General features: G+C 66.3%; 10 protein-coding genes. 2 read left to right on the plus strand and 8 right to left on the minus strand.

All coding sequences use genetic code 11. The features are described 5' to 3' along the window. Window positions 1-13 precede the first annotated feature (13 nt). The 8 genes from treY to ACLFKU_RS08775 form a co-directional block, all read right to left on the minus strand. Window positions 14-2,881, minus strand: coding sequence for a malto-oligosyltrehalose synthase (gene treY, locus ACLFKU_RS08740; RefSeq protein WP_410848783.1), 2,868 nt, complete (start codon window positions 2,879-2,881; stop codon window positions 14-16). Then, window positions 2,878-5,082 carry a 4-alpha-glucanotransferase gene (gene malQ, locus ACLFKU_RS08745; protein ID WP_410848784.1) on the minus strand — a complete coding sequence of 735 codons (2,205 nt, stop codon included), beginning with the start codon at window positions 5,080-5,082 and terminating at the stop codon, window positions 2,878-2,880. Before malQ ends, treY begins: the two co-directional genes overlap by 4 nt. After that, window positions 5,079-6,983 (minus strand): malto-oligosyltrehalose trehalohydrolase, encoded by a 1,905-nt coding sequence (gene treZ / locus ACLFKU_RS08750; protein ID WP_410848785.1) that lies wholly within the window; start codon window positions 6,981-6,983, stop codon window positions 5,079-5,081. The genes malQ and treZ overlap by 4 nt, the downstream gene beginning before the upstream one ends. Window positions 6,984-7,118: 135 nt before the next feature. Continuing rightward, window positions 7,119-9,332 (minus strand): glycogen debranching protein GlgX, encoded by a 2,214-nt coding sequence (gene glgX / locus ACLFKU_RS08755; protein ID WP_410848786.1) that lies wholly within the window; start codon window positions 9,330-9,332, stop codon window positions 7,119-7,121. Window positions 9,333-9,447: 115 nt separating this feature from the next. Then, window positions 9,448-11,658: a 1,4-alpha-glucan branching protein GlgB gene (gene glgB, locus ACLFKU_RS08760; protein ID WP_410848787.1), complete on the minus strand. Its 2,211-nt coding sequence runs from the start codon at window positions 11,656-11,658 to the stop codon at window positions 9,448-9,450. Beyond that, on the minus strand, window positions 11,651-15,118 hold the full coding sequence (gene treS, locus ACLFKU_RS08765; RefSeq protein ID WP_410848788.1) for a maltose alpha-D-glucosyltransferase: 3,468 nt from the start codon (window positions 15,116-15,118) through the stop codon (window positions 11,651-11,653). Before treS ends, glgB begins: the two co-directional genes overlap by 8 nt. Beyond that, the gene (locus tag ACLFKU_RS08770) at window positions 15,115-18,567 is read right to left on the minus strand and encodes a maltotransferase domain-containing protein (RefSeq protein WP_410848789.1); all 3,453 of its coding nucleotides are present in this window, start codon (window positions 18,565-18,567) and stop codon (window positions 15,115-15,117) included. The genes treS and ACLFKU_RS08770 overlap by 4 nt, the downstream gene beginning before the upstream one ends. A 490-nt stretch (window positions 18,568-19,057) precedes the next feature. After that, the gene (locus ACLFKU_RS08775) at window positions 19,058-19,720 is read right to left on the minus strand and encodes a DUF1345 domain-containing protein (protein ID WP_368584149.1); all 663 of its coding nucleotides are present in this window, start codon (window positions 19,718-19,720) and stop codon (window positions 19,058-19,060) included. Window positions 19,721-20,064: 344 nt separating this feature from the next. On the opposite strand from ACLFKU_RS08775, the gene ACLFKU_RS08780 reads away from it, so the two are divergent. Continuing rightward, entirely contained in the window at window positions 20,065-20,691 is a 627-nt protein-coding gene (locus tag ACLFKU_RS08780; protein ID WP_410848790.1) for a sugar dehydrogenase complex small subunit, read from the plus strand. A gap of 80 nt (window positions 20,692-20,771) precedes the next feature. Further along, complete coding sequence (locus tag ACLFKU_RS08785; protein WP_410848791.1) at window positions 20,772-22,373, plus strand: GMC family oxidoreductase; 1,602 nt, start codon at window positions 20,772-20,774, stop codon at window positions 22,371-22,373. The last annotated feature ends 15 nt before the right edge of the window (window positions 22,374-22,388 follow it).

The raw sequence follows: 22,388 nt of genomic DNA on the forward strand, positions 1-22,388 counted from the left end.
CGGTTCATCCGCCTCAGCTTCGAGGCACTCCATCCTCCACCAACACCGCGACCGGCATCGCGGCGAGCGCGTCGCGCAGATACAGCAGCCCGTGATCGTCGACTTTCGGCGCCGCGGGGCTCAGCCAGTCGAACAGCGCGCGCGCCGACAGATCGGGCGGCATCTCGATGGCCGTATCCGCCCATTGCGCCGGTTCGACGAGCGGCAGATCGCCTTCGTCGCCAAGCAGGCCCGCGGCCAACCGGCTGGCGATCACTACGGCCCACGCATTGCCATGGCGCCGCGCGAACGCGATCACATTCGACGCATGCACGCCGCGCACCGTGAGCGGCAAATACGTGCCCTGACTCAGCAGCTCCGGCAGATGCGCGCGCAGCGCCAGCACGCGCTGGATCATCGCGAGCTTCACGCGCCCGTCGCGCCAGTCCGCAAGGAATTCCGACGGCGGCGTTTGCGGCTGAGGCAGCCATGCCTCGCGTTTCGCGAAATCGACGGGCCGCCGATTGTCCGGATCGACGAGGCTGAAGTCCCACAGCTCGGTGCCTTGGTAAAGATCGGGGATTCCAGGTGACGCGAGACGCAGCACCGTCTGCTGCAGACTGTTGAGCGCGCCCGCGCGACCGATTCGCTCGACGAACGCAGACAGTTCCTTCAGGAACGCGTCGCGCCGCTGCGGCGCGAGGATGCCGAACAGAAACTCGCGGCAGCCGGCTTCGTAGGCTTCATCGGGGGCGAGCCAGCTGGTTTGCAGCTTCGCCTCGCGCAGCTCCTTCAACTGCCATTGCGCGACGCGTTCGGCCAGCTCCTTGACGCCGGCTTCGTCGTCGGCACGCAGATCGGGCGGCCAACAGCCCACTAGCGTCTGGTACAGCATATCCTCGGCGGCGGGCCCGGGAGCCCATGCGTCGCTCTTGTCCTGGCTCACACTGCTGATCGGCGTGCCGTCGAGCGCGCGACGCTGCGGCGCGTTCAACGTCGACCATGCACGCAGCGTCGCGCCCCATTCGTCGGCGATCTCGCTCAACACCGCGAGCCGCGCTCGCACGTCTTCACCGCGCTTGTGATCGTGCGTGGCGGTCGCCAGCATCGCATGCGGAAAACGTTGCGCGCGCTCGAGATTGCCCGCATGAAACTGCTCGACCGACAGCGCGAACTCGCCGGGATCCGAGCCCACTTCGTTGCGCGACAGCAGACGCCCGTAGCGATAGCAGGCGGTGTCCTCGATCGCTTTGGCGGCGAGCGGCGCGGTCAGCTGCGAAAACAGCGTTTGCGCGCTGCGCCGGGACGATCCCGCGTGCGGCGGCGGCCCGCCGCCTTGCGCCTGCTGCTGCGACTGCGCGCCGGGCCGCGCGGGGGGCACCTCTTCGGCGCTGCCGCCGAGCCACGCATTCACGCGCTCGAGCGTCGCGTCGTCCGAGCGCGGCAGCGAAGCGCGCGCGCCGGCGAGCGCCTGCTCGAAATAGACGTTGTCGGCGGCGCTGCGCAGTCCGCCCAGCGGATACATGCGGTACACGGGGAAATGCACGACCAGTTCGGTCAGCACGCGGCGCAGCGCCGGGTACGTGAAGTCGCGCGTGCTGAGCGAATCGCGTGCGATCCGATGCAGCGCGCGCGCCGCGCGGTCCAGTTCCGCCGAGAAGTTTTCCGCGAGAATCTTGCGCCGTGCCGCGTGCGCTTCATCGGCGAAGCGCGCGCTGCGGCCGGTCAGCTCGGCCCAGGTGTTGGCGAGCGGTTCGGCGCCGGCCGGATCGTGCAGCAGCGCGCCGACGTCGCTCATGAAGTCGTAGCCGGTCGTACCGTCGACGGGCCAGTCGTCGCGCAACGGCTCGCCGCGGCCGAGAATTTTCTCGACCACCACGTACGGCGCGGTGTCGCGCAACTCGCTGAGCCGCTGGCGCAAACGCTGGCAGTATTCGCGCGGCTCGGCGAGCCCGTCGATATGATCGATCCGCAAGCCGTCGATGAGTCCTTCGCGGTAGAGGCGAAAGATCAGAGCATGCACCGCCTCGAACACCTCGGGCCGCTCGACGCGCACGGCGGCGAGCGTCGAGATGTCGAAGAAGCGCCGCCAGTTCACTTCGTCGGAGGCGGTGCGCCACCACGCGAGCCGGAAATGCTGCCGCTCGATCAGCCGATGCAGCCGGTCGCGCGTGACCGGATCTTGCGGCGCGTAAGTCTCCAGCACGAACTCGATCGCCGACGCGCCTTCGCGCGCGACGAACTCGCGCAGCGCGTCGCGCGCCTCGGCGGCGCGCGGCTGATCGGCGGGCTGCGTCGTGAGTCCGTGAAAGCGATTGGCGAGCGCGCTCAGATCGGCGCGGTCGGCGCCTTGCAGGATCGCCGCGTAATCGACCGGGCAGACCGGGAACACGTGCGGACCGTAGCCGATATAAAAGCGTCCGCTGTCAGCGGCGAAATGCAGCGCGATGCGGCCCGCCACCAGTTCATCGCCGTACGACGCGCCGAGCGTCGGCAGCAGCACCTTGCCGCGCAGCGCGGGATCGGGCGAATGCCAGTCGACGTCGAAATGACGCGCAAACGCGCTGTGGCGTCCCCATTCGAGGATGTCGAGCCACCACGCGTTGCTCGAACCGCCGACGCCCATATGATTCGGCACGATGTCGGCGATGAGCCCCATGTCGTGCGCGCGCAGCTTGTCGACGAGGCGCCTCAAGCCCGCCTCGCCGCCGTATTCGGCGCTGACCTGGGTGTAGTCGACGGTGTCGTAGCCGTGCATCGAGCCGGGCTCGGCCGTCGTGATCGGCGACGCGTACAGATGGCTGATGCCGAGCGCGGCGAAATATTCGACGTGGCGCGCGGCGTCGTCGAACGTGAAGCCCCGATGGAACTGGAGGCGCAGTGTGGAGCGTGGGACGGTCATGGCGTGTCGGGCTCCGCGGAAGTGTTCGGTGAAGGCGCGGCGGCGCGGCGGGCGCCGTCGACGGCCAGCAGTCGGTCGGTGAATACAGGGTCGTCGAACATCGCGTCGACGGGCAGCGTCATGCGGCGGCGCCAGTTCGGATGTTCGTCGATCGAGCCCGGCAGGTTCGGCTGCTCGGCAAGCGCGAGCAGGTCTTCGAGCGGGAACGTGACGAGCGGCCCGGGCGTCGCGGCGACGAATGCGAGCGCTTCGTCGACTGGCGGGTTGTCGGCGTCCGGCGGCGCGACGTCGGGCGCGGCCACGCCCGCTCGCTGAAACGCGCGCCACAAGTCGGCGCGCTGCTGCGCGCGCTCTTCGAGCGCCGCTTCTTCGGGGTCGCGCCCGTCGGCGCGCGCCATCGTCTGGCCGATGCGATTGCGCCACATGATGTCGCTGCCGCGCCACCAGCCGGCAACGGTCGGCAGATCGTGGGTGGTCGTCGTGCCGACCGCGTAGCGGTCCCAATCGGCGGGCGCCTTGAAACCGTGGCCGTCGGGCGCGCCTTCGAACCACAGCACGCGAATCCCTTCGATGCCGTGCTCGTCGAGCCGCTCGCGAAAACCGGACGGCACGGTGCCGAGATCCTCGCCGATCACGATCGCGCGATGCCGCCACGATTCGAGCGCGATCAGCCGCAGCAGGTCTTCGAGCGGATAGCGCAGATACGCGCCGTTGCGCGCGCTTTCGCCTTCGGGCACGAGCCACAGGCGCCGCAAGCCGAGAATGTGATCGATGCGGATGCCGCCGGCATGCGCGAACGCCGCGCGCAGCATGTCGATGAACGCGGCGAAGCCTTGCGTGCGCATCGCGCGCGGCGAAAAGGTGGTGAGTCCCCACGACTGGCCGGCCTGGTTGAACAGATCGGGCGGCGCGCCGACCGACACGCCCTGAAGCATGTCGTCGGGATAGGACCATGCATGGCTGCCGGCGCTGTCGCAACCCACCGCGAGATCGGCGATCAGGCCGACCGCCATGCCGGCTTCGCGCGCGGTGTGCTGCGCGTGCAACAGGCCGCGCGAGGCCAGCCATTGCAGGAACAGATGAAAGTCGACCTCGTTGCGATGCGCGGCGGCGAACGCGTCGACTTCGGGGCTGCGCGGGTCGCGCAACGCGTCGGGCCAGTTGCGCCAATGGCCGTCGCCGCCTTGCGCGAGTTGCGCGGCTTGCAGCGCTTCGAAGCGCGCGTGATCTTCGAGCGCGCGCCCCGCGCGTTCGCAGAAGCCGTGAAATTCGAGTGCGCGGGGCGAGTGCTGCGGGCGCTCGTGCGCGTTGAACTGCTCGTACAGCGCGCGCAATACCGAGAGTTTCAACGCTGTCGCGTGCGGCCAGTCGATCAGCGGCAGCTCTTCGTATTTCGACGATGCGTTGCCGGCCCGCGCCGATGCCGATGCGCACGCGTCCCCGCCGAACACCGCGGCCGGATCGATATGCGTGACGTTGAGCCACAAACGCGACGACGGTGCGTATGGGCTGAAGCGCTCGGGCTGCGCGCTGAACATCGCGTGGGTCGGACTGACGGCGAGTGCGTGTGCGCCGCGCTGCGCGCCGTGCCGCGCAAGCTGCGCGAGCGCCGTGTAATCGCCGATGCCGCCATCGCCGACGCGACGCAAGCCATACAGCTGCGCGGCGATGCCCCACAGGGGCGGCATGGGCGGCACGCCCTCGCGTTCGCCATCGCCTTCGCCGCCGTGCAGCGTGCGCCACGCGTCGGCGACGGTGTAGCAGCGCGGCGGCGCGACCGCGAGCGTCATGCGCTGGTCGTTGATCACGAGCGTGTGATAGCCGGCTTCGTCGATCGGCGCGAGCAGCGCTCCCTCGCCTTTCGGCGCGGTGAAGCGGCCGTCGATGATCGCGCCGCTCTCCAACTCGATCCGGTAATGGCTGCCCGACTTGACCGCGGCCGCCGGCAGCGCGATGCCACGCCCGATCACCGCGGTCATCAGCGGCGGTAGCCGTCGGCCCGATAGTTCGGCCTCCAGAGCAGCGGCGCTGTGGCGGATATCGGTGGCATTGCCGCACGGCAGACCCATGCGTTCGAGCAGCGTGCCAAGCGTCTTCTCGGGCACGTGCTGCGCGTTGTGGTGCGCGTCCTGCCACTCCACCTCGAAGCCTGCACGGGTGGCGAGCGCGACGAGCCGGTCGTTGGGGCGTCGGGTCGTCACGCGCGCTGCTCCTCGTGCGATGCGATGCGCGCATCGTGGCGGCTGGCGAATTCGTTGATGTCGCCGGTCAGCCATGCGATGCACGCATCAGCGGGCAATAGCCGCGCGTCGGCCTGCTCGCGCGCGCGTGGCGGCGTTTCGAAAATGATCTTGCCGGCGGGGATGTCGTCGAACGCGACGCTCTGTTTCGACAGATTCAGCGCGATCGACAGCGTCTCGCCATCGCCGAGTTTCCAGCGCGCGACTAGCGCGTTCGCGTCGCCGCCACCTGCGTCGCGCAGCACGGTCGCGCCGCACGCCTTCGTATGTTTCAGGCGTGGCGTGATCAGCTTCGCGCGCACCGCGAGCGCGGACTTGTAGTAATGCATCCAGTCGAGCCGATCCGGTGTCGGCTTCGCATCGGGCGCGGGTGGCGACGACGCGGCGAAGGTCTGGGCATCGTTCGGATCGGGAATCTGCGCGCGGCTTTTCTCGTCGCTGAACGCGGCGAAGCGCGCGAATTCACGGCGTCGCCCTTCGCGCACCGCGTCGGCGAGATCGCCGGTGTAATCGGTGAAAAACAGGAACGGTTGCGTCGAGCCGTATTCTTCGTCCATGAACAGCAGCGGAATTTGCGGCGACAGCAACAGCAACGCGGTCGCGGCGCGCAGCGCGTCGTCCGAAGTCAGCTTGCGTAGACGTTCCCCGAACGCACGGTTGCCGATCTGATCGTGGTTCTGCAAAAACATCACGAACGACGTCGGCGGCAGATGCGCACTCGCTTCGCCACGCGGTGCACCATCGTGCAGCGGCGACGGCTCGCCCTGATACGCGAAGCCTTCGGACAACACACGCGCGAGCCGGCGAATCGGTTCGTTCGCATACGCGTGGTAATAGCCTTCGGTTTCGCCGGTCAGCAGCACGTGCAGCGTGTTGTGCGCGTCGTCGTTCCATTGCGCGTCGAAATGCGTGTCGAGCAGGCTCGCGCTGTTGTGCTCGTTTTCGAGCACCAGATGCACATGGCGGCCATGCTGCACGCGCGCGCGGATATGGTCCGACAGCTCGCGCAGCCACGCGGGGTTGTCGATCGCATGCACCGCGTCGAAGCGCAGGCCGTCGAAGCGGTACTCGTTGATCCAGTAGACCGCGTTGTCGGTGAAGAAGTCGCTGACTTCGCTGCGCTCGAAGTCGATCGCGGGGCCCCATGGCGTCTTTACGCCCGCGCGGAAAAACGGCTCCGCGTAAGTATGCAGATAGTTGCCGTCGGGTCCGAAGTGGTTGTAGACGACGTCGAGAAACACCATCAGGCCGATACCATGTGCGGCGTCGATCAGCGCCTTCAGTTCTTCAGGGCGGCCGTACGCGGAGTCGGGCGCGTACGGCAGCACGCCGTCGTAACCCCAGTTGTGACGGCCGGGAAAGTCGTTCAACGGCATCAGTTCGATTGCGGTGACGCCGAGCGCGGCGAACTCGGGCAGACGTTTTTGCACGCCCGCATAGCCGCCCATTGCACCGACGTGCAATTCGTACAGTACCGTTTCTTCCCAGGGCCGGCCGTGCCATTCGGTGTGTTCCCAATGGTAGGCGCGCGGATCGATGACCTCGCTCGGGCCATGCACGTCCCGCGGCTGGAATCGCGAGGCGGGATCGGGCACTGTCTGCTTGCCGTCGAGCTGGAACCGATACAGCGTGCCCGCACCGCTCTCCACGGTGGTCTCGAACCAGCCGTTGCCGGTCGGCGCCATGTCGTGCGTGCCTTGCGCGTGGTCGCTTTCGATGACCACCTGCACGCTGTTGCACGACGGTGCCCAGAAACGGAACCGCGTGCGCGGTCGCGCGCCGCTCGCGCCGATCAACTGCGCGCTGAACGGCAGACAGTGCGCGTGATGATGCGTGTGAGGATCAATCGGACTATCGGACATGTCTTCACCATTCGAATCTGCAAACGCGCCTGGCTAGCAAGGTGACGCAACGCAAGCATTGCGTCGCAACATTCTTGCCACCCCGGCCGCGTTGCGATTTGTCCACGCTCGAACTATGTCGCCGCAGTGCATCGTTCATTGCGAGCCATCGTCGTCTGGTGTCTGCGCGCCGGGGTCGGGCGGCAGCGCGGTCAACAACCGCGGCCCGTGCTGCGCGCCGGCCACCCAGCCGGCTTGCCAATCCGCTTCGCCGGTCGGCTGCGCGGCGAGTATCACGAGGCCGTGTGCGCCGACCTCGAGTTCGGCCGTGGCGAGTCTCTGCGGCGCGCGGTCCGGATCGGCGGTGTCCAGCAGCACATGCCATTCCAGATGCGGCGCGGGAGGCGAGAACTGCAGCGGTTCGTCGTGAGCGTTGAGCATCAATAACAATACTTCGGTTTCGCCATTCAGGCCCGGTCCCGCGCGGCGCAACGTGAACGCGCGTCCCTCCGGGTCCTGCCACGCTTCGATCGTCAGCGGATCGCCGTGTTCGTCGAACCAGCCGACGTCGAACAGGCCGGGCAGCACTTCGCGGTCGCCGAACAGAAAGCGCGTTTCACGCAACAGCGGGTGGCGCTTTCGCAAGCCGATCACGCGCGCGACGAACTCGGTCATGCGCCGGCCTTCGGGCGAATCCGCAAGGTCCCAGTCGATCCACGATAGGTCGTTATCCTGACAGTAAGCATTGTTGTTGCCGCGTTGGGTGCGCAGCGCTTCGTCGCCGGCGAGCAGCATCGGCGTGCCGAGCGCGATCATCAGTGTCGCGATCAGCGAGCGCGACACGCGGCGGCGCGTGGCGAGAATCGCGGGGTCGTCGGTCGCGCCTTCGACACCCCAGTTGCGGCTGCAATTCTCGTTGTGGCCGTCGTTGTTGTCTTCCTGATTCGCTTCGTTGTGCTTCTGCTCGTACGCGGTGACATCGGCCAATGTGAAGCCGTCATGCGACGTGACGAAGTTGAGCGACGCCCACGGCTTGCGATGCCGCCGGTTGAACAGATCGGCCGAACCGGTCAGGCGCGCCGCGAGGTCGGGCCGCAGGCCGGCGTCGCCGCGCCAGAACCGTCGCACCGTGTCACGGAAACGGTCGTTCCATTCGCTGAAGCCCGGCGGATGATTGCCTAGCTGATAGCCGCCAGGGCCGATATCCCATGGCTCGGAAATCAGCTTGCGTTGCGACAGCACCGGGTCCTGGCGCAACGCGTCGAACAGGCCCGAACCCGGGTCGAAGCCGTGGCTTTCGCGCCCGAGCGTCACACCGAGATCGAAACGGAAGCCGTCGATGTTGAACGCGGTCGACCAGTAGCGCAGCGAATCCATCACCATCTGCATCACGCGCGGATGCGGCAGATTGACCGTGTTGCCGCAGCCGGTGTCGTTGATATGGTGACGCTCGTCGCCGGGGATCAGCCGGTAGTAGCTGGCGTTGTCGAGGCCGCGCCATGAGATGGTCGGGCCCATCTCGTTGCTTTCGCAGGTGTGGTTGTAGACCACGTCGAGAATCACCTCGATGCCGGCCGCGTGAAGTTGCCGCACGGCGATGCGCATTTCGTCGAGCCGGTGCGTGCTCAGGTAGGTCGGCTCCGGAGCGAAGAACGCGGCCGTGTTGTAGCCCCAGTAGTTGCGCAGGCCGCGCTCCACGAGGAAGCGGTCGTTCAGAAACGCGTGCACGGGCAGCAGCTCGACCGCGGTCACGCCGAGCTTCAGCAGATGCTCGATGAACTCCGGCGCCGCGAGTGCCGCGAACGTGCCGCGTTCATGCTGGCGCAGATCGGAGCGCAGCATCGACGCGCCGCGCAGGTGCGTTTCGTAGATCACGGTTTCGCCCCACGGCACGTCCGGACGCCGGTCGTGCGACGAGTCGAACGCCTCGTCGACGACGACGCACTTGGGCATCGCGGGCGCGGAATCGCGCCGGTCGATCGAAAGATCCGCGCGATTCGAATGCACGCGATAGCCGAACAGCGCGTCGGACCAGCGAAACTGCCCGACGAGCTTGCGCGCATACGGGTCGAGCAGCAGCTTGTGCGGATTGAAGCGATGCCCGAAATGCGGCTGATACGGCCCGTGCGCGCGAAAGCCGTACGCGGTGCCCGGATGCGCGTTCGGCAGATAGCCGTGCCAGATCTCGTCGGTGCATTCGGGCATGGCGAAGCGGCGGATCTCCTTGCGTCCGGTGGAATCGAACAGGCACAGCTCGATTTTTTGCGCATTGGCCGAGAACACCGCGAAGTTGACGCCCAGCCCGTCCCAGCTCGCGCCGAGCGGATACGGTGAGCCGGGCAGCAACCGGTCGGGCAACGCATGCGACATGTTTTCCCTTTCCTGTTCTGATTGTCGAGCTAGAGCCCGGGTCCGTCCGAGTCTTCATGCAACGGGGGCGCGGCGCTTGCCTTCGCGCCGCGCGCCTGTGCTGCGGCACGTTTCCTTAGTCCGCGCGCAAGACGATAGTTGCGAGTGGCGGCAAAGTCAGCGCGGCGGAATGCGGCCTGCCGTGGCTCGTTACCTGGTCGGAATGGATCAGCCCGCCGTTGCCCATGTTCGAGCCGCCGTATACGGCCGCATCGGTATTGAGCACTTCCACCCAGCGCCCGCCGCGCGGCATGCCGAGCCGATAGCCGAGCCGCGGCACCGGCGTCATGTTGCACACCACGACGAACTCCTGGCCCGCGCCGTCGGTGCGCCGATAGGCGAACACGCTGTTGGCGCTGTCGTCGCCGATCAACCATTCGAAGCCGCCCGGTTCGCTGTCGAGCAGATGCAGCCCCGGCTCGTTGCGGTACAGATGGTTCAGGTCGCGCACCAGCAATTGCACGCCGTGGTGAGCCGGATCGTCGAGAAGATTCCAATGCGGCGAGCCGTCATGATCGAACTCCGCCATCTGGCCGAATTCGCCGCCCATGAACATCAGCTTCTTGCCCGGGTGCGTCCACATGAAACCGAAGTACGCGCGCAGATTCGCGAAACGCTGCCAGCGGTCGCCGGGCATCTTGCCAAGCAGCGAACCCTTGCCGTGCACCACCTCGTCGTGCGAAAGCGGCAGCACGAAGCGCTCGGAATACGCGTAGACCATGCCGAACGTCATGTTGTGGTGGTGGTACTGGCGATACACCGGGTCTTCGTGCATGTAGTGCAGCGTGTCGTGCATCCAGCCCATGTTCCACTTGAAGTCGAAGCCGAGACCGCCGTCCGCGACGCTTGCGGTCACGCCGGGCCATGCGGTCGATTCCTCCGCGACCGTGATCGCGCCGGGTGCGCCCGGCACATAGCGGACTTCATGATTCAAGCGCTTCAGGAACGCGATCGATTCGAGATTCTCGCGCCCGCCATAGATGTTCGGCACCCACTCGCCGGCCGCGCGCGAGTAGTCGCGATACAGCATCGACGCGACCGCGTCCACGCGCAGGCCATCGACGTGATAGCGCTGCAGCCACGCGAGCCCCGACGCGATCAGGAACGCGCTCACCTCGTTGCGGCCGAGGTTGTAGATCATCGTGTTCCAGTCCTGGTGATAGCCCTCGCGCGGATCGGCATGTTCGTAGAGCGGCGTGCCGTCGAAATCGATCAGGCCATGCGCGTCGTTCGGAAAATGCGCGGGCACCCAGTCGAGAATCACGCCGAGCCCCGCTTCGTGCGCGCGATCGACGAAACGCGCGAACTGCTCGGGCTTGCCGAAGCGCGCGGACGGCGCGAACTGCCCAAGCGGCTGATAGCCCCACGAGCCGCCGAACGGATGCTCGGCGATCGGCAGAAATTCGATGTGCGTGAAGCCCATGCTCTTCGCGTAGGGAATCAGCCGCTCGGCGAGCTCTTCCCAGACGAGACCGCGCTGGCCTTCTTCGGCGATGCGCAGCCATGACTCTGCATGCACTTCGTAGATCGCAATCGGCGTGCGCGCGGTCTGCTTGCCGGCGCGCGACTGGATCCACTCGTGATCGGTCCACGGAAACTGCTCGATCTCGTCCACGTGCGCGACGATCGACGCGGTGCCCGGCGGCTTTTCAGTCTGCATCGCGCACGGATCGGCCTTCAAAGGCAGCGGATGGCCGTCGCGCGACAGCAGCTCGTACTTGTAGCGCGTGCCGGCGCCGACGCGCGGCACGAACAGCTCCCACACGCCCGCCTGGTGACGCAGCCGCATCGGATGGCGGCGGCCGTCCCACGCGTTGAAGTCGCCGACCACCGACACGCGCCGCGCATTCGGTGCCCACACGGCAAAGCGCACGCCCGGCACACCGTCGATGTCGACCGGCCGCGCGCCCAGACATTCGAGCACCGCGTACGGATCGCCGTGCGCAAGACGTTGGAGCGGCTCGTCGCCGAGCACCGGACCGAATGAATAGGTATCTTCCACTTCCTGCACGACGCCATGCCAGTCGATGCGCAACCGATACGGCATCGCCGACGTGATGCGGCCCGCGAACAGGCCAGGCCGCAGTTGCTCGAGCTCGCCGAGCGTCGCGCCATCGGCGCGCGAAATCACGGTGACGTGCCCGGCATTCGGCAGCAGCGCGCGCACGATCGGACCCGCGGCGGTCTGATGCAGCCCCAGCTGCGAAAACGGATCGGGGTGGCGCGCTTCGACGAGCGCGTCGATATCGACGGGTTGAAGGCCTGCGGCCGGATCATGCTCACTCATAGTCGCCCTCGGCCGGGTTGGGCGGCGTAGCGGAGCCGGACACCCGGGTTGATGGATCGTAATGCGGCGGTGCGCCGGTATCGCCCAGCAGTCGGCTCGTGAGCGCGGCGAGGCCGCGTACCGGTAAGCCGAGCCATGTCGGCCGGTTGGCCGCCTCGTAGCGAATCTCGTAAGCGGCCTTCTCGATCAGGAACAGATCGAGCAGCGCCTCTTCGGATTCGGGCGCGACGAGCGGCTCCGATGACTGAGCGGCCGCCGCGCGGTATTCGGCGAGGAACGCCGTGGTCGCGTGGGAGCGGAAGCGCTCGAACAGAGCACGCTTGCGATCCGCGGTCTGTTGCGGCGCGCTTTCGGTGGTCGATTGCGCGGCCGCGCTCGCATACGACAGCGAGCGCACCAGACCGGCCACGTCACGCAACGGGCTCGATTTCTGGCGACGCTCCTCGAGCGAACGCGCGGGCTCGCCCTCGAAGTCGATCAGATACGCGTCGCCGTGCGCGACCAATACCTGACCGAGATGGAAGTCGCCGTGGATGCGGATGCGCAACGCCCCCGCGTCGCCCGGCACGAGATTGTCGACCGCCTTGACCAGCGCGGCGCGCCGATCGATCAGACTTTGCGCGAGCCCCTTCGTGTCCGCGTCGCTCATCTCCGCGATGCGCGGCGCGAGCAGATCGAGCGCGCTCGCGAGCATCGTCTGCGTTGCGTCGACCCATGCTTTCACCTGCTCGGCGTTGGCATGTTCCGGCGCGAACGCGGGGTCGTCGCTCGGCGTGGCGAGCGCGACGTGCAGCTCGCCGAGCCGTCGGCCGATGATGCCCGCGAGTTCACCGTAGCCGTCCAGCAGAATCGACTCGTTCGTGCGGTCGGGTGCGGTCTGCGTTTCAGTGTCGACCGCGATTGCCAGCTCGTCGACCGAGCGGCGCAGATAATCGAGCGACCAGTTCCACGCGTCGCCCTGATTGTCGATAAAGCCCTGCAGGATCGCGAGCGTATGCGGCACGCCCTCGGGATCGACGCGCACCACTTCGCCATACAGCGGCGCGGTGTTCGCATAGCCGAGCTGTGTCAGATAGCGGCTGATTTCCGCTTCCGGATGGATGCCGCTGACGAGCCGCCGCACCAGCTTCAGCACCGCGGCATCGGCGATGATCAGCGAGCTGTTGCTCTGCTCGGCGGCAAGCCAGCGAATCTCGGGCCGCTCGCCGAGATTGTCGAGTTCGGCGAAGCGCTCGGTCGGCAGGAACTTGATTTCGCTCTTCTGCACGGTCGGCACGACTGCGTGTTCGCGCATCTTGCGCAGCACGTTGTGCGCGAAGATCGGCAGCGAGAACGCGTCGGTCAGATGGCCGACGGTGCGGCCGCGTCGCACGCGCGCCAATGCCAACTGCAGGAACAGCGGCGTGGTGGTTTCACCGCCCCATGTGAGCGCGATCGGCACCACGTAGCGCTCGGTGTGATCGCCGACGTCCACTTCGATTTCGGTGAATGCGAAGCCGCCGTTCGGAATCGTGGTCAGCGCGGCGAGCCGCACCGCATGCATCTTCTGATCCTTCGACGCGAACCAGCGGCGCCGGCTCAGCCACGACGGCAGCACTTCGGATTCGAGCAGCCGCACGTTTTCGGGTGTCGGCCCGGTCTGCCCCTCGCGGATCACGATCGTGACGAACTCGGGCAGCGGCTCGGAATGCGCCTGCGCCCACGTCGGCCGTCCGCCGCCTTCGCACAGCATGAACCACAGGAAGCCGTATGGCGGGAACGTCAGCAGATAGGTCAGTTGGCCGATCGCGGGGAACACCGAATCGGCGGTCATCTCGACCGGCACGAAGCCGTTGAATTCGGACAGGTCCAGCTCGACCGCCTGCGGCGCGCGCGACAGATTCGCGACGCACAGGATCGGCGCCTCGCCGGGCATCTCGCGCAGATACGCGAGAATCTTGCGGTTTTCCGGCTTCAGAAAGCGGATCGTGCCGCGTCCGAAGGTCTGCTTCGAGCGCCGCGTCGACAGCATGCGGCGCGTCCAGTTCAATAGCGAGTGCGGGTCGCGGCTCTGCGCTTCGACGTTGACCGCGTCGAAGCCGTACAGCGTACCCATCACGGGCGGCAGCACCAGTTGCTCGGGGTCGGCGCGCGAGAAGCCGCCGTTGCGATCCGACGACCACTGCATCGGCGTGCGCACGCCGTCGCGGTCGCCGAGGTGGATGTTGTCGCCCATGCCGAGTTCGTCGCCGTAGTAGATGACGGGCGTACCGGGCATCGACAGCAGCAGCGAGTTGATCAGCTCGATGCGGCGGCGGTCGCGCTCCATCAGCGGCGCGAGACGGCGGCGAATGCCGAGATTCAGACGTGCGCGGCGATCGCTCGCATAGGTGTTCCAAAGATAGTCGCGCTCGGAATCGGTGACCATTTCGAGCGTCAGCTCGTCGTGATTGCGCAGGAAGATCGCCCACTGGTTCGAATCGGGGAGGTCCGGCGTCTGCTTCATGATGTCGGTGATCGGGAAGCGGTCCTCGCTCGCGATCGACATGTAGATGCGCGGCATCAGCGGGAAGTGGAACGCCATATGGCATTCGTCTTCGTTGCCGAAGTACTCCTTCACGTCCTCGGGCCACTGGTTCGCCTCGGCGAGCAGCATCCGGTTCGGATACTCGGCGTCGATGGTCGCGCGAATCCGCTTCAGGATCTCGTGCGTTTCCGGCAGGTTCTCGTTGTTGGTGCCTTCACGCTCGACCAGGTACGGCACCGCATCGAGCCGCAGCCCGTCGATGCCCATGTCGAGCCAGAAGCGCATCACCTGCAGCACCTCTCGCATCACCGCCGGATTGTCGAAATTCAGATCGGGCTGGTGCGAATAGAAGCGGTGCCAGTAGTACGCGCCCGCAACCGGATCGTGCGTCCAGTTCGACGGCTCCGAGTCGATGAAGATGATGCGCGTCTCCGCGTACTTCTGATCGGTATCGGACCACACGTAGTAGTTGCGATAGTTCGAGCCGGCCTTCGCACGCCGCGCGCGCTGGAACCACGGGTGCTGATCCGACGTGTGGTTGATGACGAGCTCCGTAATCACGCGGATGCCGCGCGCGTGCGCTTCCTGAATGAAGCGCCGCACGTCCGCGAGCTGACCGTAGTCGGGATGCACGTTGCGGTAGTCGGCGATGTCGTAGCCGTCGTCACGGCGTGGCGACGGATAGAACGGCAGCAGCCAGATCGCGTTGACGCCGAGCTCGGCGATGTAGTCGAGCTTGGCGATCAGGCCGGGGAAATCGCCGACGCCGTCGTTGTTCGCATCGAAAAACGACTTGATGTGGACCTGGTAGATGATCGCGTCCTTGTACCACAGCGGATCGTCGCTGAGCGCCGCGGGTTTGCCGCGCCGGCGCGTGCGTACCTTCGCCGCGGTGCCGACGGCCGCGGCCGTTTGCGCCTCGTGCGTGGATTGGGCTGGATCGTCGCGCTTCATGTTCCACCTTCCATCCAGGTTGGGGTGACAGCGTCTGCGTGAAGAGTGCTGTCGTGTTCGTGGTCGCTGTCCTCCGGGCGATCGGCGGGCAGGCCGCCTAGCGGCGCGATGCGCCAGATCGAGAACGGCTGGCCCGAGCCGAGCCGCACGTGCTGCCAGCGTCCGTGCCATTCAAAGCGTGCGCCGGTCATCTGGTCGATCACTTCGAGCGCGGCGTGGTCGTGCAGATGCCAGCGCTGGAACGTGTCCCACGACAACTCGATGTCCGCGCCCTGTTCGTTGAACGGATCGAGATTGATCGCGACGACGATCACGTTGTCGCGCGACTCGGTCGCTTTCTCGAAGAACAGGATGTGATCGTTGTGCGCGGTGAGGAACGTGAGACCGAGATGCGTCTGCAGCGCGGGATTCGCGCGCCGGATGCGATTCAGCGCGGTGATCTCGCCGACGATATTGCCGGGCCGGTGCCAGTCCCACGCGCGCAATTGATACTTTTCGGAGTCCAGGTACTCTTCGCTGTTCGGCAGCGCGGTGGCCTCGCACAGTTCGAAGCCGCTATACACGCCCCACAGCCCGGCCAGTGTCGCGGCCAGCGCCGCGCGGATCAGAAAGCCCGTGCGTCCCTGCGATTGCAGATGGCGCGGGTTGATGTCCGGGGTATTGACGAAGAAGTTCGGCCGGTAGAAATCGCGCGCGCCGGTCTGCGTGAGCTCACTCATGTACTCGATGAAATCGCGCTTCGACTCGCGCCACGTGAAGTACGTGTACGACTGCGAGAAGCCGATCTTGCCGAGCCGGTTCATCATGCGCGGCCGCGTGAACGCTTCGGCGAGGAAGATGACATCGGGGTGGCGCGCACGCACGTCGGCGATCATCCATTCCCAGAACGGCAGCGGCTTGGTGTGCGGATTGTCGACGCGGAAGATGCGCACACCCGCGTCGACCCAGAACAGGATCACGTCGCGCAACGCGAGCCACAGGTCGGGCTTCGCATCGTGCGCGTAGAAGTCCGGGTTGACGATGTCCTGGTACTTCTTCGGTGGATTCTCTGCATAGCGCAGCGTGCCGTCGGGGCGCCACGCGAACCACGTCGGATGCTCCTTCAGCCACGGGTGATCGGGCGAGCACTGGATCGCGAAGTCGAGCGCGATTTCGAGGCCGTGCGCATGCGCGGCGGCCAGCATCGCCTTGAAATCGTCGAGCGTGCCGAGCTGCGGATGCACGGCGGTGTGGCCGCCTTCGGCCGCGCCGATCGCATAGGGACTGCCGACATCGCCCGGCTGCGCGGTCAGCGTGTTGTTGCGGCCCTTGCGGTTCGCGAGGCCGATCGGATGAATCGGCGGGAAGTACAGCACGTCGAAGCCCATGTCGCGGATGCGCGGCAGTTTCGCGGTCACGTCCGCGAACGTGCCGTGGCGCGATTCGTCGTCGCTCATCGAACGCGGGAAGATCTCGTACCAGCTCGCGAAATAGGCCGCGGTGCGTTCCGCGTCGATCTTGTAGATCACCTGATCGCGGCTCAGAAACGGCCGGTGGCGCGCGGCGGTCATCGCTGCCGCGGTGGCGGGCGCGAGAATCAGCGCGAGCTTCTGTTCGGCGTCGGCCTTCTGGAAGTCGCGCACGATGTGTTCGAGCTGCTCCTTGTCCGCGCCTTCGCTAGTCTCGACTTCGGCGAGCACGAGCGCGAACAGATGCGCGGCTTCGTCGAGTTCGATCTCGACGGTCTGGTTCGCCTTCAGCTTCTTCTGGATGTGCTCGACGAGCGAGGCAAAGTCGTCGCGCCACGCGATCACGGTGAATTCATAGCGGCCGATCCGCTCGAGCGGAATCCGCGCGCTCCACAAGTCGAGACCGGCCGGCGGCGCGGGCGACATCAGCTCTTCGTGCCACGCGGTTTCGTCGGCCGCGCGCCACAGCACGGCGGCCGCGATCTTGTCGTGACCTTCGGCGAAGATCGCCGCGCGAATCTCCGCGCGCTCGCCGACGCTGCGCTTGGCCGCGAAGCGGCCGTTTTCCACCGACGGCGACACGCTCTCGATTGCGACGCGCGGCGCTTCGATCGCGTCGAGCACGGTCTTGTGGCCGCTGCGCTTGCTGTTCGACTTGTCGATGGGCGGCGCGAGGTAGATTGGCTGTTCCGCGAACGCGCGCAGCAGCCGCACCGCGCCCGGCGCGAGCGCGAACGGCGCGAGGGCCGCGGGTTCGTTCCGGCCGCGCGCATCGAGCGGCACGAAGCGCGTGAAGCTGCCCGGCACGCCCGCGAGGAAGCGCGCGGGATCGACCCGCACTGGCGCGCCGAGTTCGGGATTCACGACGATCAGGAGTGCTTCGCTGGCGTCGCGCAGATCGGCCGCGTCGGCGCGCAGCAGAACCGCGGCCGATGCGCCGGGTCCGCTCAATTGGCGCAATTCACCGTTCGCATGCAGCGTCGGCGTATTGCGCGCGAAGTCGTTCGCCTGGGTGACGGCGGCGCTCAGATCGAAGCGCCGTGACTGCACGGCGCGCGCGAACTGCGCGGCGTCGCCGCGCGTTTGCGACATCGGTTCGGCGATGCCGTATTCGAAGCCCATCGGCATCATCCAGCCGCTGCCCAGTGCAACCGACGTGAACAGCGCGCGTCGATACGCCCGCTCGACGATCGCCGCATCGTGCACGTCGCTCAACTCGGCGGCGAGGCGCGTGCCGTACGGCGCTTCGGGAAAGGCGATCGGCGCACCGACGCGCGCGAGCGCCGCATGCTCCTCGGCCATCCAGCTCGAACGGAAGTCCCACCAGCGCACGGACGAAAACGCGCTGTCGAAGCCGGCTGCTTCGAGCCCGGGCAGATCGCCGCGCGACAGGCCCGGCGTTGCCGCGAGAAAGCGCATATGCGGATGCTTCGCGCGCACTTCATCGCCGAGATGCCGCCATACGGCAGCCGGCACGCGGTGCGGCGAATCGAAACGGAAGCCGCCGACGCCCGCCTCGGCGAGCGCGAGCAGTTGCTGGGTCCACCAGACGCACAGCGAGGCACTCGTCGCGGGGTCGTCGAAATTCGCATAGGCGACGTTGTCTTCACGATGCACGTGACGCGGATCGAGCCGCGCGAGCTCGGACTCGCGCGCGTGAAACCAGTCCGAATGTTCGCTGTACAGCACGCCGTCGGCGGCCACGCGGTCGATCACCAGATCGATCAGCAGCGTCAGATTATTGCGGCGCGCGGCATCGGCGAGCATGCGTACGGCGTCGGGCACCGAATGCTGCGCCTCGAACACCGGATGCAGCCGCGCGTGATTGCCGACCACCTGAGCGTGGCCCGCCTGGCCCGGCTCGAACAGCCCGGCGATCAACGCGTGATCGAAGCCGAGCCCGGCCGCGTGAGCGAACTGCGCGGGCCAGGCATCGAGAGGCCCGACGAGAAGAGAGTGAAAAAAGTAAATCCGCGGCGCGTACCCGTTTGGAGGTTCCATCGGTCGTTTCCAGAGTTGTCCTGCTGCGGTGTGGATGCAGTTGGCATGCGATCACAGCGCTCATTGGGCTTCCCGAGCCGGATACCGCGCGATGCGTCAGCGGGGGCACGTACTGGTCAATGTAGTGCAAAGATCGTCACGCCGCTGGCCAGTCGCGGGTGCTTTCGCGCCAGACGCCGGTCCGGTGGGACTGGTCGTCACTCGTGGCGGAAAGGGAGCAAACCGTGTGCCAACGCGGCGACCCGCTAGCGGGAAAAGGGGGAGGTTACGTTGAGATGGCGGGTGCCGAAGGTGCGCGTCCGCACGGAGCGCGTGCGATTAAGCGGGCATTGTTACGCACGCCGCGGCTGGCGCGGCATGTAAAACGCGACCACGCGGGTCGGATTTACACGGACGGACGCGCGATGCCAGGGTGACGCTCACGTGGCAACCATGTGGCACGCGCGTGGCATTTGCATGAAATTCATGCGAGCGCTGCGCAATGGCCGAGTCACGAACCCAGCAGCCCCGCCGCGATGTTCACGCACAAGCCGAGCACCGCGACGTTGAAGTAGAACGACAGGACCGATTGCGCGAGTGTCGCGCGACGAATTTCGCGCGAGCGCAGCACCACGTCGGAGGTCTGCGACGCGACCGCGATCGTGAACGAGTAGTACAGGAAGTCCCAGTAATTCGGCAGTAAATGATGATCGGGAAATTTCAACGCGGTCTCTTTGGCGTCGGTGTCGTAGTAGAGGCGCGCGTAGTGCAGCGTGAAGATCGTCGGAATCAGAAACCATGCGCCGATCAGCGTCAGACCGGTCAGCAGGTAGTGCCAGAAGGTCGTTGCGCCGCCCGAGCCCTTGGCCGACGCGAGTTCGAGCACGATCGCGGCGATGCTTGCGATCGTCGCGACGCAGATCACGATCAGTACGACGCCCGCGTTTTCGTCGTCGCGTATCGCGTATTCGCGCACGCGGTGCTCGTCGGCGAGAGCCATGTGCACCCAGATCATCAGCAGGTAGCTCCAGATGGCCGCGTCCCAGCCGATCAGTGTGCGCGCCATCGGACTCGTATGAACGGGCACCAGGAACGCGACGACGATCCCGATCACGAGGCCGATCACCGTGCGGGGCCGATTGCGAAGAACCTGCGGATAGTAGTTGATGGCCATGAGTCGAGATGTACGGCGAAGTATAGGGCAGTCGGTGTCGCGGATTCTACGCGTGCAACGAGGACCGATTGTCGAATGGTGGGTCACAGGCTATAGTCTTCCGCAGCGGCCTTGCGCGCCGCTTTCAGTTGAAAGGCGATTGGCAGAAAACGGCAGTAATCGTTGCCATTTCGCTCATGCATGCAACACCACACATGCGGCGCGCGTGAATCGCGCGCACGGATTCGAGACCGCTGGAAGCGGCGTCAGACCAGGTTTGGGGAAGAGCAAACGAAGCGGCACGCGAACGGCATCATGCCTTCCGAGTGCGGCTCGTCGAGAACGACTCATCATCTGGAGCCCCCATGACAGATGTTCCTGAGGATAACGATGCGCATCCCCACATGACGCATCGGCAAGGAGCGAAGTCCTATCGCAATGCCACGCGTTTCACCGGTTTATCCCAGTCGTTTTCCGCTTCGCGCAGGGCCTGGGTGCTCGGTTCGTGCGCGGCGGCCGCGGCGCTCGCGTTCGCCGGCGCGAGCCGTTCGCTGTCGTGGCTCGCGCCCGTCTTCGCCGCGACGCCGCCAGCCGGCGGCGGACTCGATGCCTTCCTCGCGCTGTCGCAACACCTCACCGGTCGTAGCAGTTTCGACACCGTGCTCGGCCAGCGTGTCTACGATGCGCTGTCGCGGGCCGATAACCAGTTCGCGCAGAACGTCGCGGCGCTGAATACGTGGCTGCAAGGCCACGGCGGCGTGCCGTCCGATACCGTCACGCAGGCGCTGCAGACCGACCATCCGGCGCTTGCGAAAGCGGTCGGCGCGATCATGCGCGCGTGGTATCTCGGACTCGTCGGCGACATGCCGCACGTCCAGGTGGTCGCGTATGAAAAGGCGCTGATGTTCGAGCCCGTGCAAGACGTGCTTACGATTCCCTCTTATTGCCGCGACGTGCCGTTCTACTGGACGCAGAAGCCGCTGCACGCGTGAGCCGCGCGGGCCCGCTAGCGGGCCACGCCAGCAGCGCACGAACAAAGCCCGCAACAGGCAGGGCACCGAAGAGAGAAACGATGGCAAACACACAATCCGCCGATATCGTCGTGGTCGGCTCGGGCGTCGCCGGCAGTCTGGTTGCGCATCAACTGGCGCTGGCGGGCGCGTCGGTGATCCTGCTCGAAGCTGGGCCGCGCATTCCACGCTGGCAGATCGTCGAGAACTTCCGCAACTCGCCGGCCAAGTCCGACTTCGCGACGCCGTATCCGTCGACGCCTTACGCGCCGCATCCCGAGTACGCGCCCGCGAACAACTACCTGATCCAGAAGGGCGATTATCCGTACAACTCACAATACGTGCGGCTCGTCGGCGGCACGACGTGGCACTGGGCGGCCGCCGCGTGGCGGCTGCTGCCGTCGGACTTCCAGTTGCACAAGCTGTATGGCGTTGGGCGCGATTGGCCATATCCGTACGAAACGCTCGAGCCGTGGTACGTCGCCGCCGAAGTGCAGCTCGGCGTGTCCGGTCCGGATAGTTCGATCGATCTCGGTTCGCCGCGCTCGAAGCCCTATCCGATGCAGCAGTTGCCGCTGTCGTACATGGATCAGCGTTTCAGCGACGTGCTCAATGCCCAGGGCTTCAAGGTCGTGCCCGAGCCGGTCGCGCGCAACAGCCGGCCCTACGATGCGCGACCGACCTGCTGCGGCAACAACAACTGCATGCCGATCTGCCCGATCGCCGCGATGTACAACGGCGTGATCCATGCGGAGAAGGCCGAGCAGGCCGGCGCCAAGCTGATTCCCGAAGCGGTCGTGTATCGCATCGAAGCGGACGACAAAGGGCTCATCACCGCGGTCCACTACAAGGACCCGAACGGCAATAGCACACGCGTCACCGGCAAGCTGTTCGTGCTCGCGGCGAACGGCATCGAAACGCCGAAGCTGATGCTGATGTCGACCTCGGACAAATTCCCGCACGGCGTCGGCAACAGCTCCGATCAGGTCGGCCGCAACCTGATGGACCATCCGGGCACCGGCGTCACGTTTCTCGCCAACGAACCGCTGTGGCCCGGCCGCGGTCCGATGGAGATGACCTCGATCGTCAACTTTCGCGACGGCGCGTTCCGCTCCGACTACGCGTCGAAGAAGCTGCATCTGTCGAACGGCGTGCCGACCATGGGCGTTACCGCCGACCTGCTGAAAAGCGGCCTGACCGGCGCCGAGCTCGACCGGCAGATTCGCGACCGCGCGGCGCGCACGCTGAGCATCAACAGCTTTCACGAACATTTGCCGGAGCCGCAGAACCGCATCGTGCCGTCGGCCGATCACAAGGACGCGCTCGGCATTCCGCAGCCCGAGATCTACTACTCGATCAACGACTACGTGAAGAAGAGCGCCGCCGATACGCACGAACAGTACGCGAAAATCGCAGCGCTATTCGGCGGCAGCGAGGTCTCGTTCGACGACAGCTTCGCGCCGAACAATCACATCATGGGCACGACGATCATGGGCAGCGATGCGGCGAGTTCGGTCGTCGACGCCGACTGCCGCACGCACGATCATGCGAACCTGTTCATCGCCAGCAGCGGCGTGATGCCTACCGCCGCGTCGGTGAACTGCACGCTGACGATCGCGGCCTTGTCGCTGAAGCTGGCCGACAGGCTGAAGCGCGAAATCTGAGCGCTGACCGGGGAG

It is taken from the genome of Paraburkholderia sp. EG304, assembly GCF_046543485.1.
Classification (GTDB): Bacteria; Pseudomonadota; Gammaproteobacteria; order Burkholderiales; family Burkholderiaceae; genus Paraburkholderia; species Paraburkholderia youngii.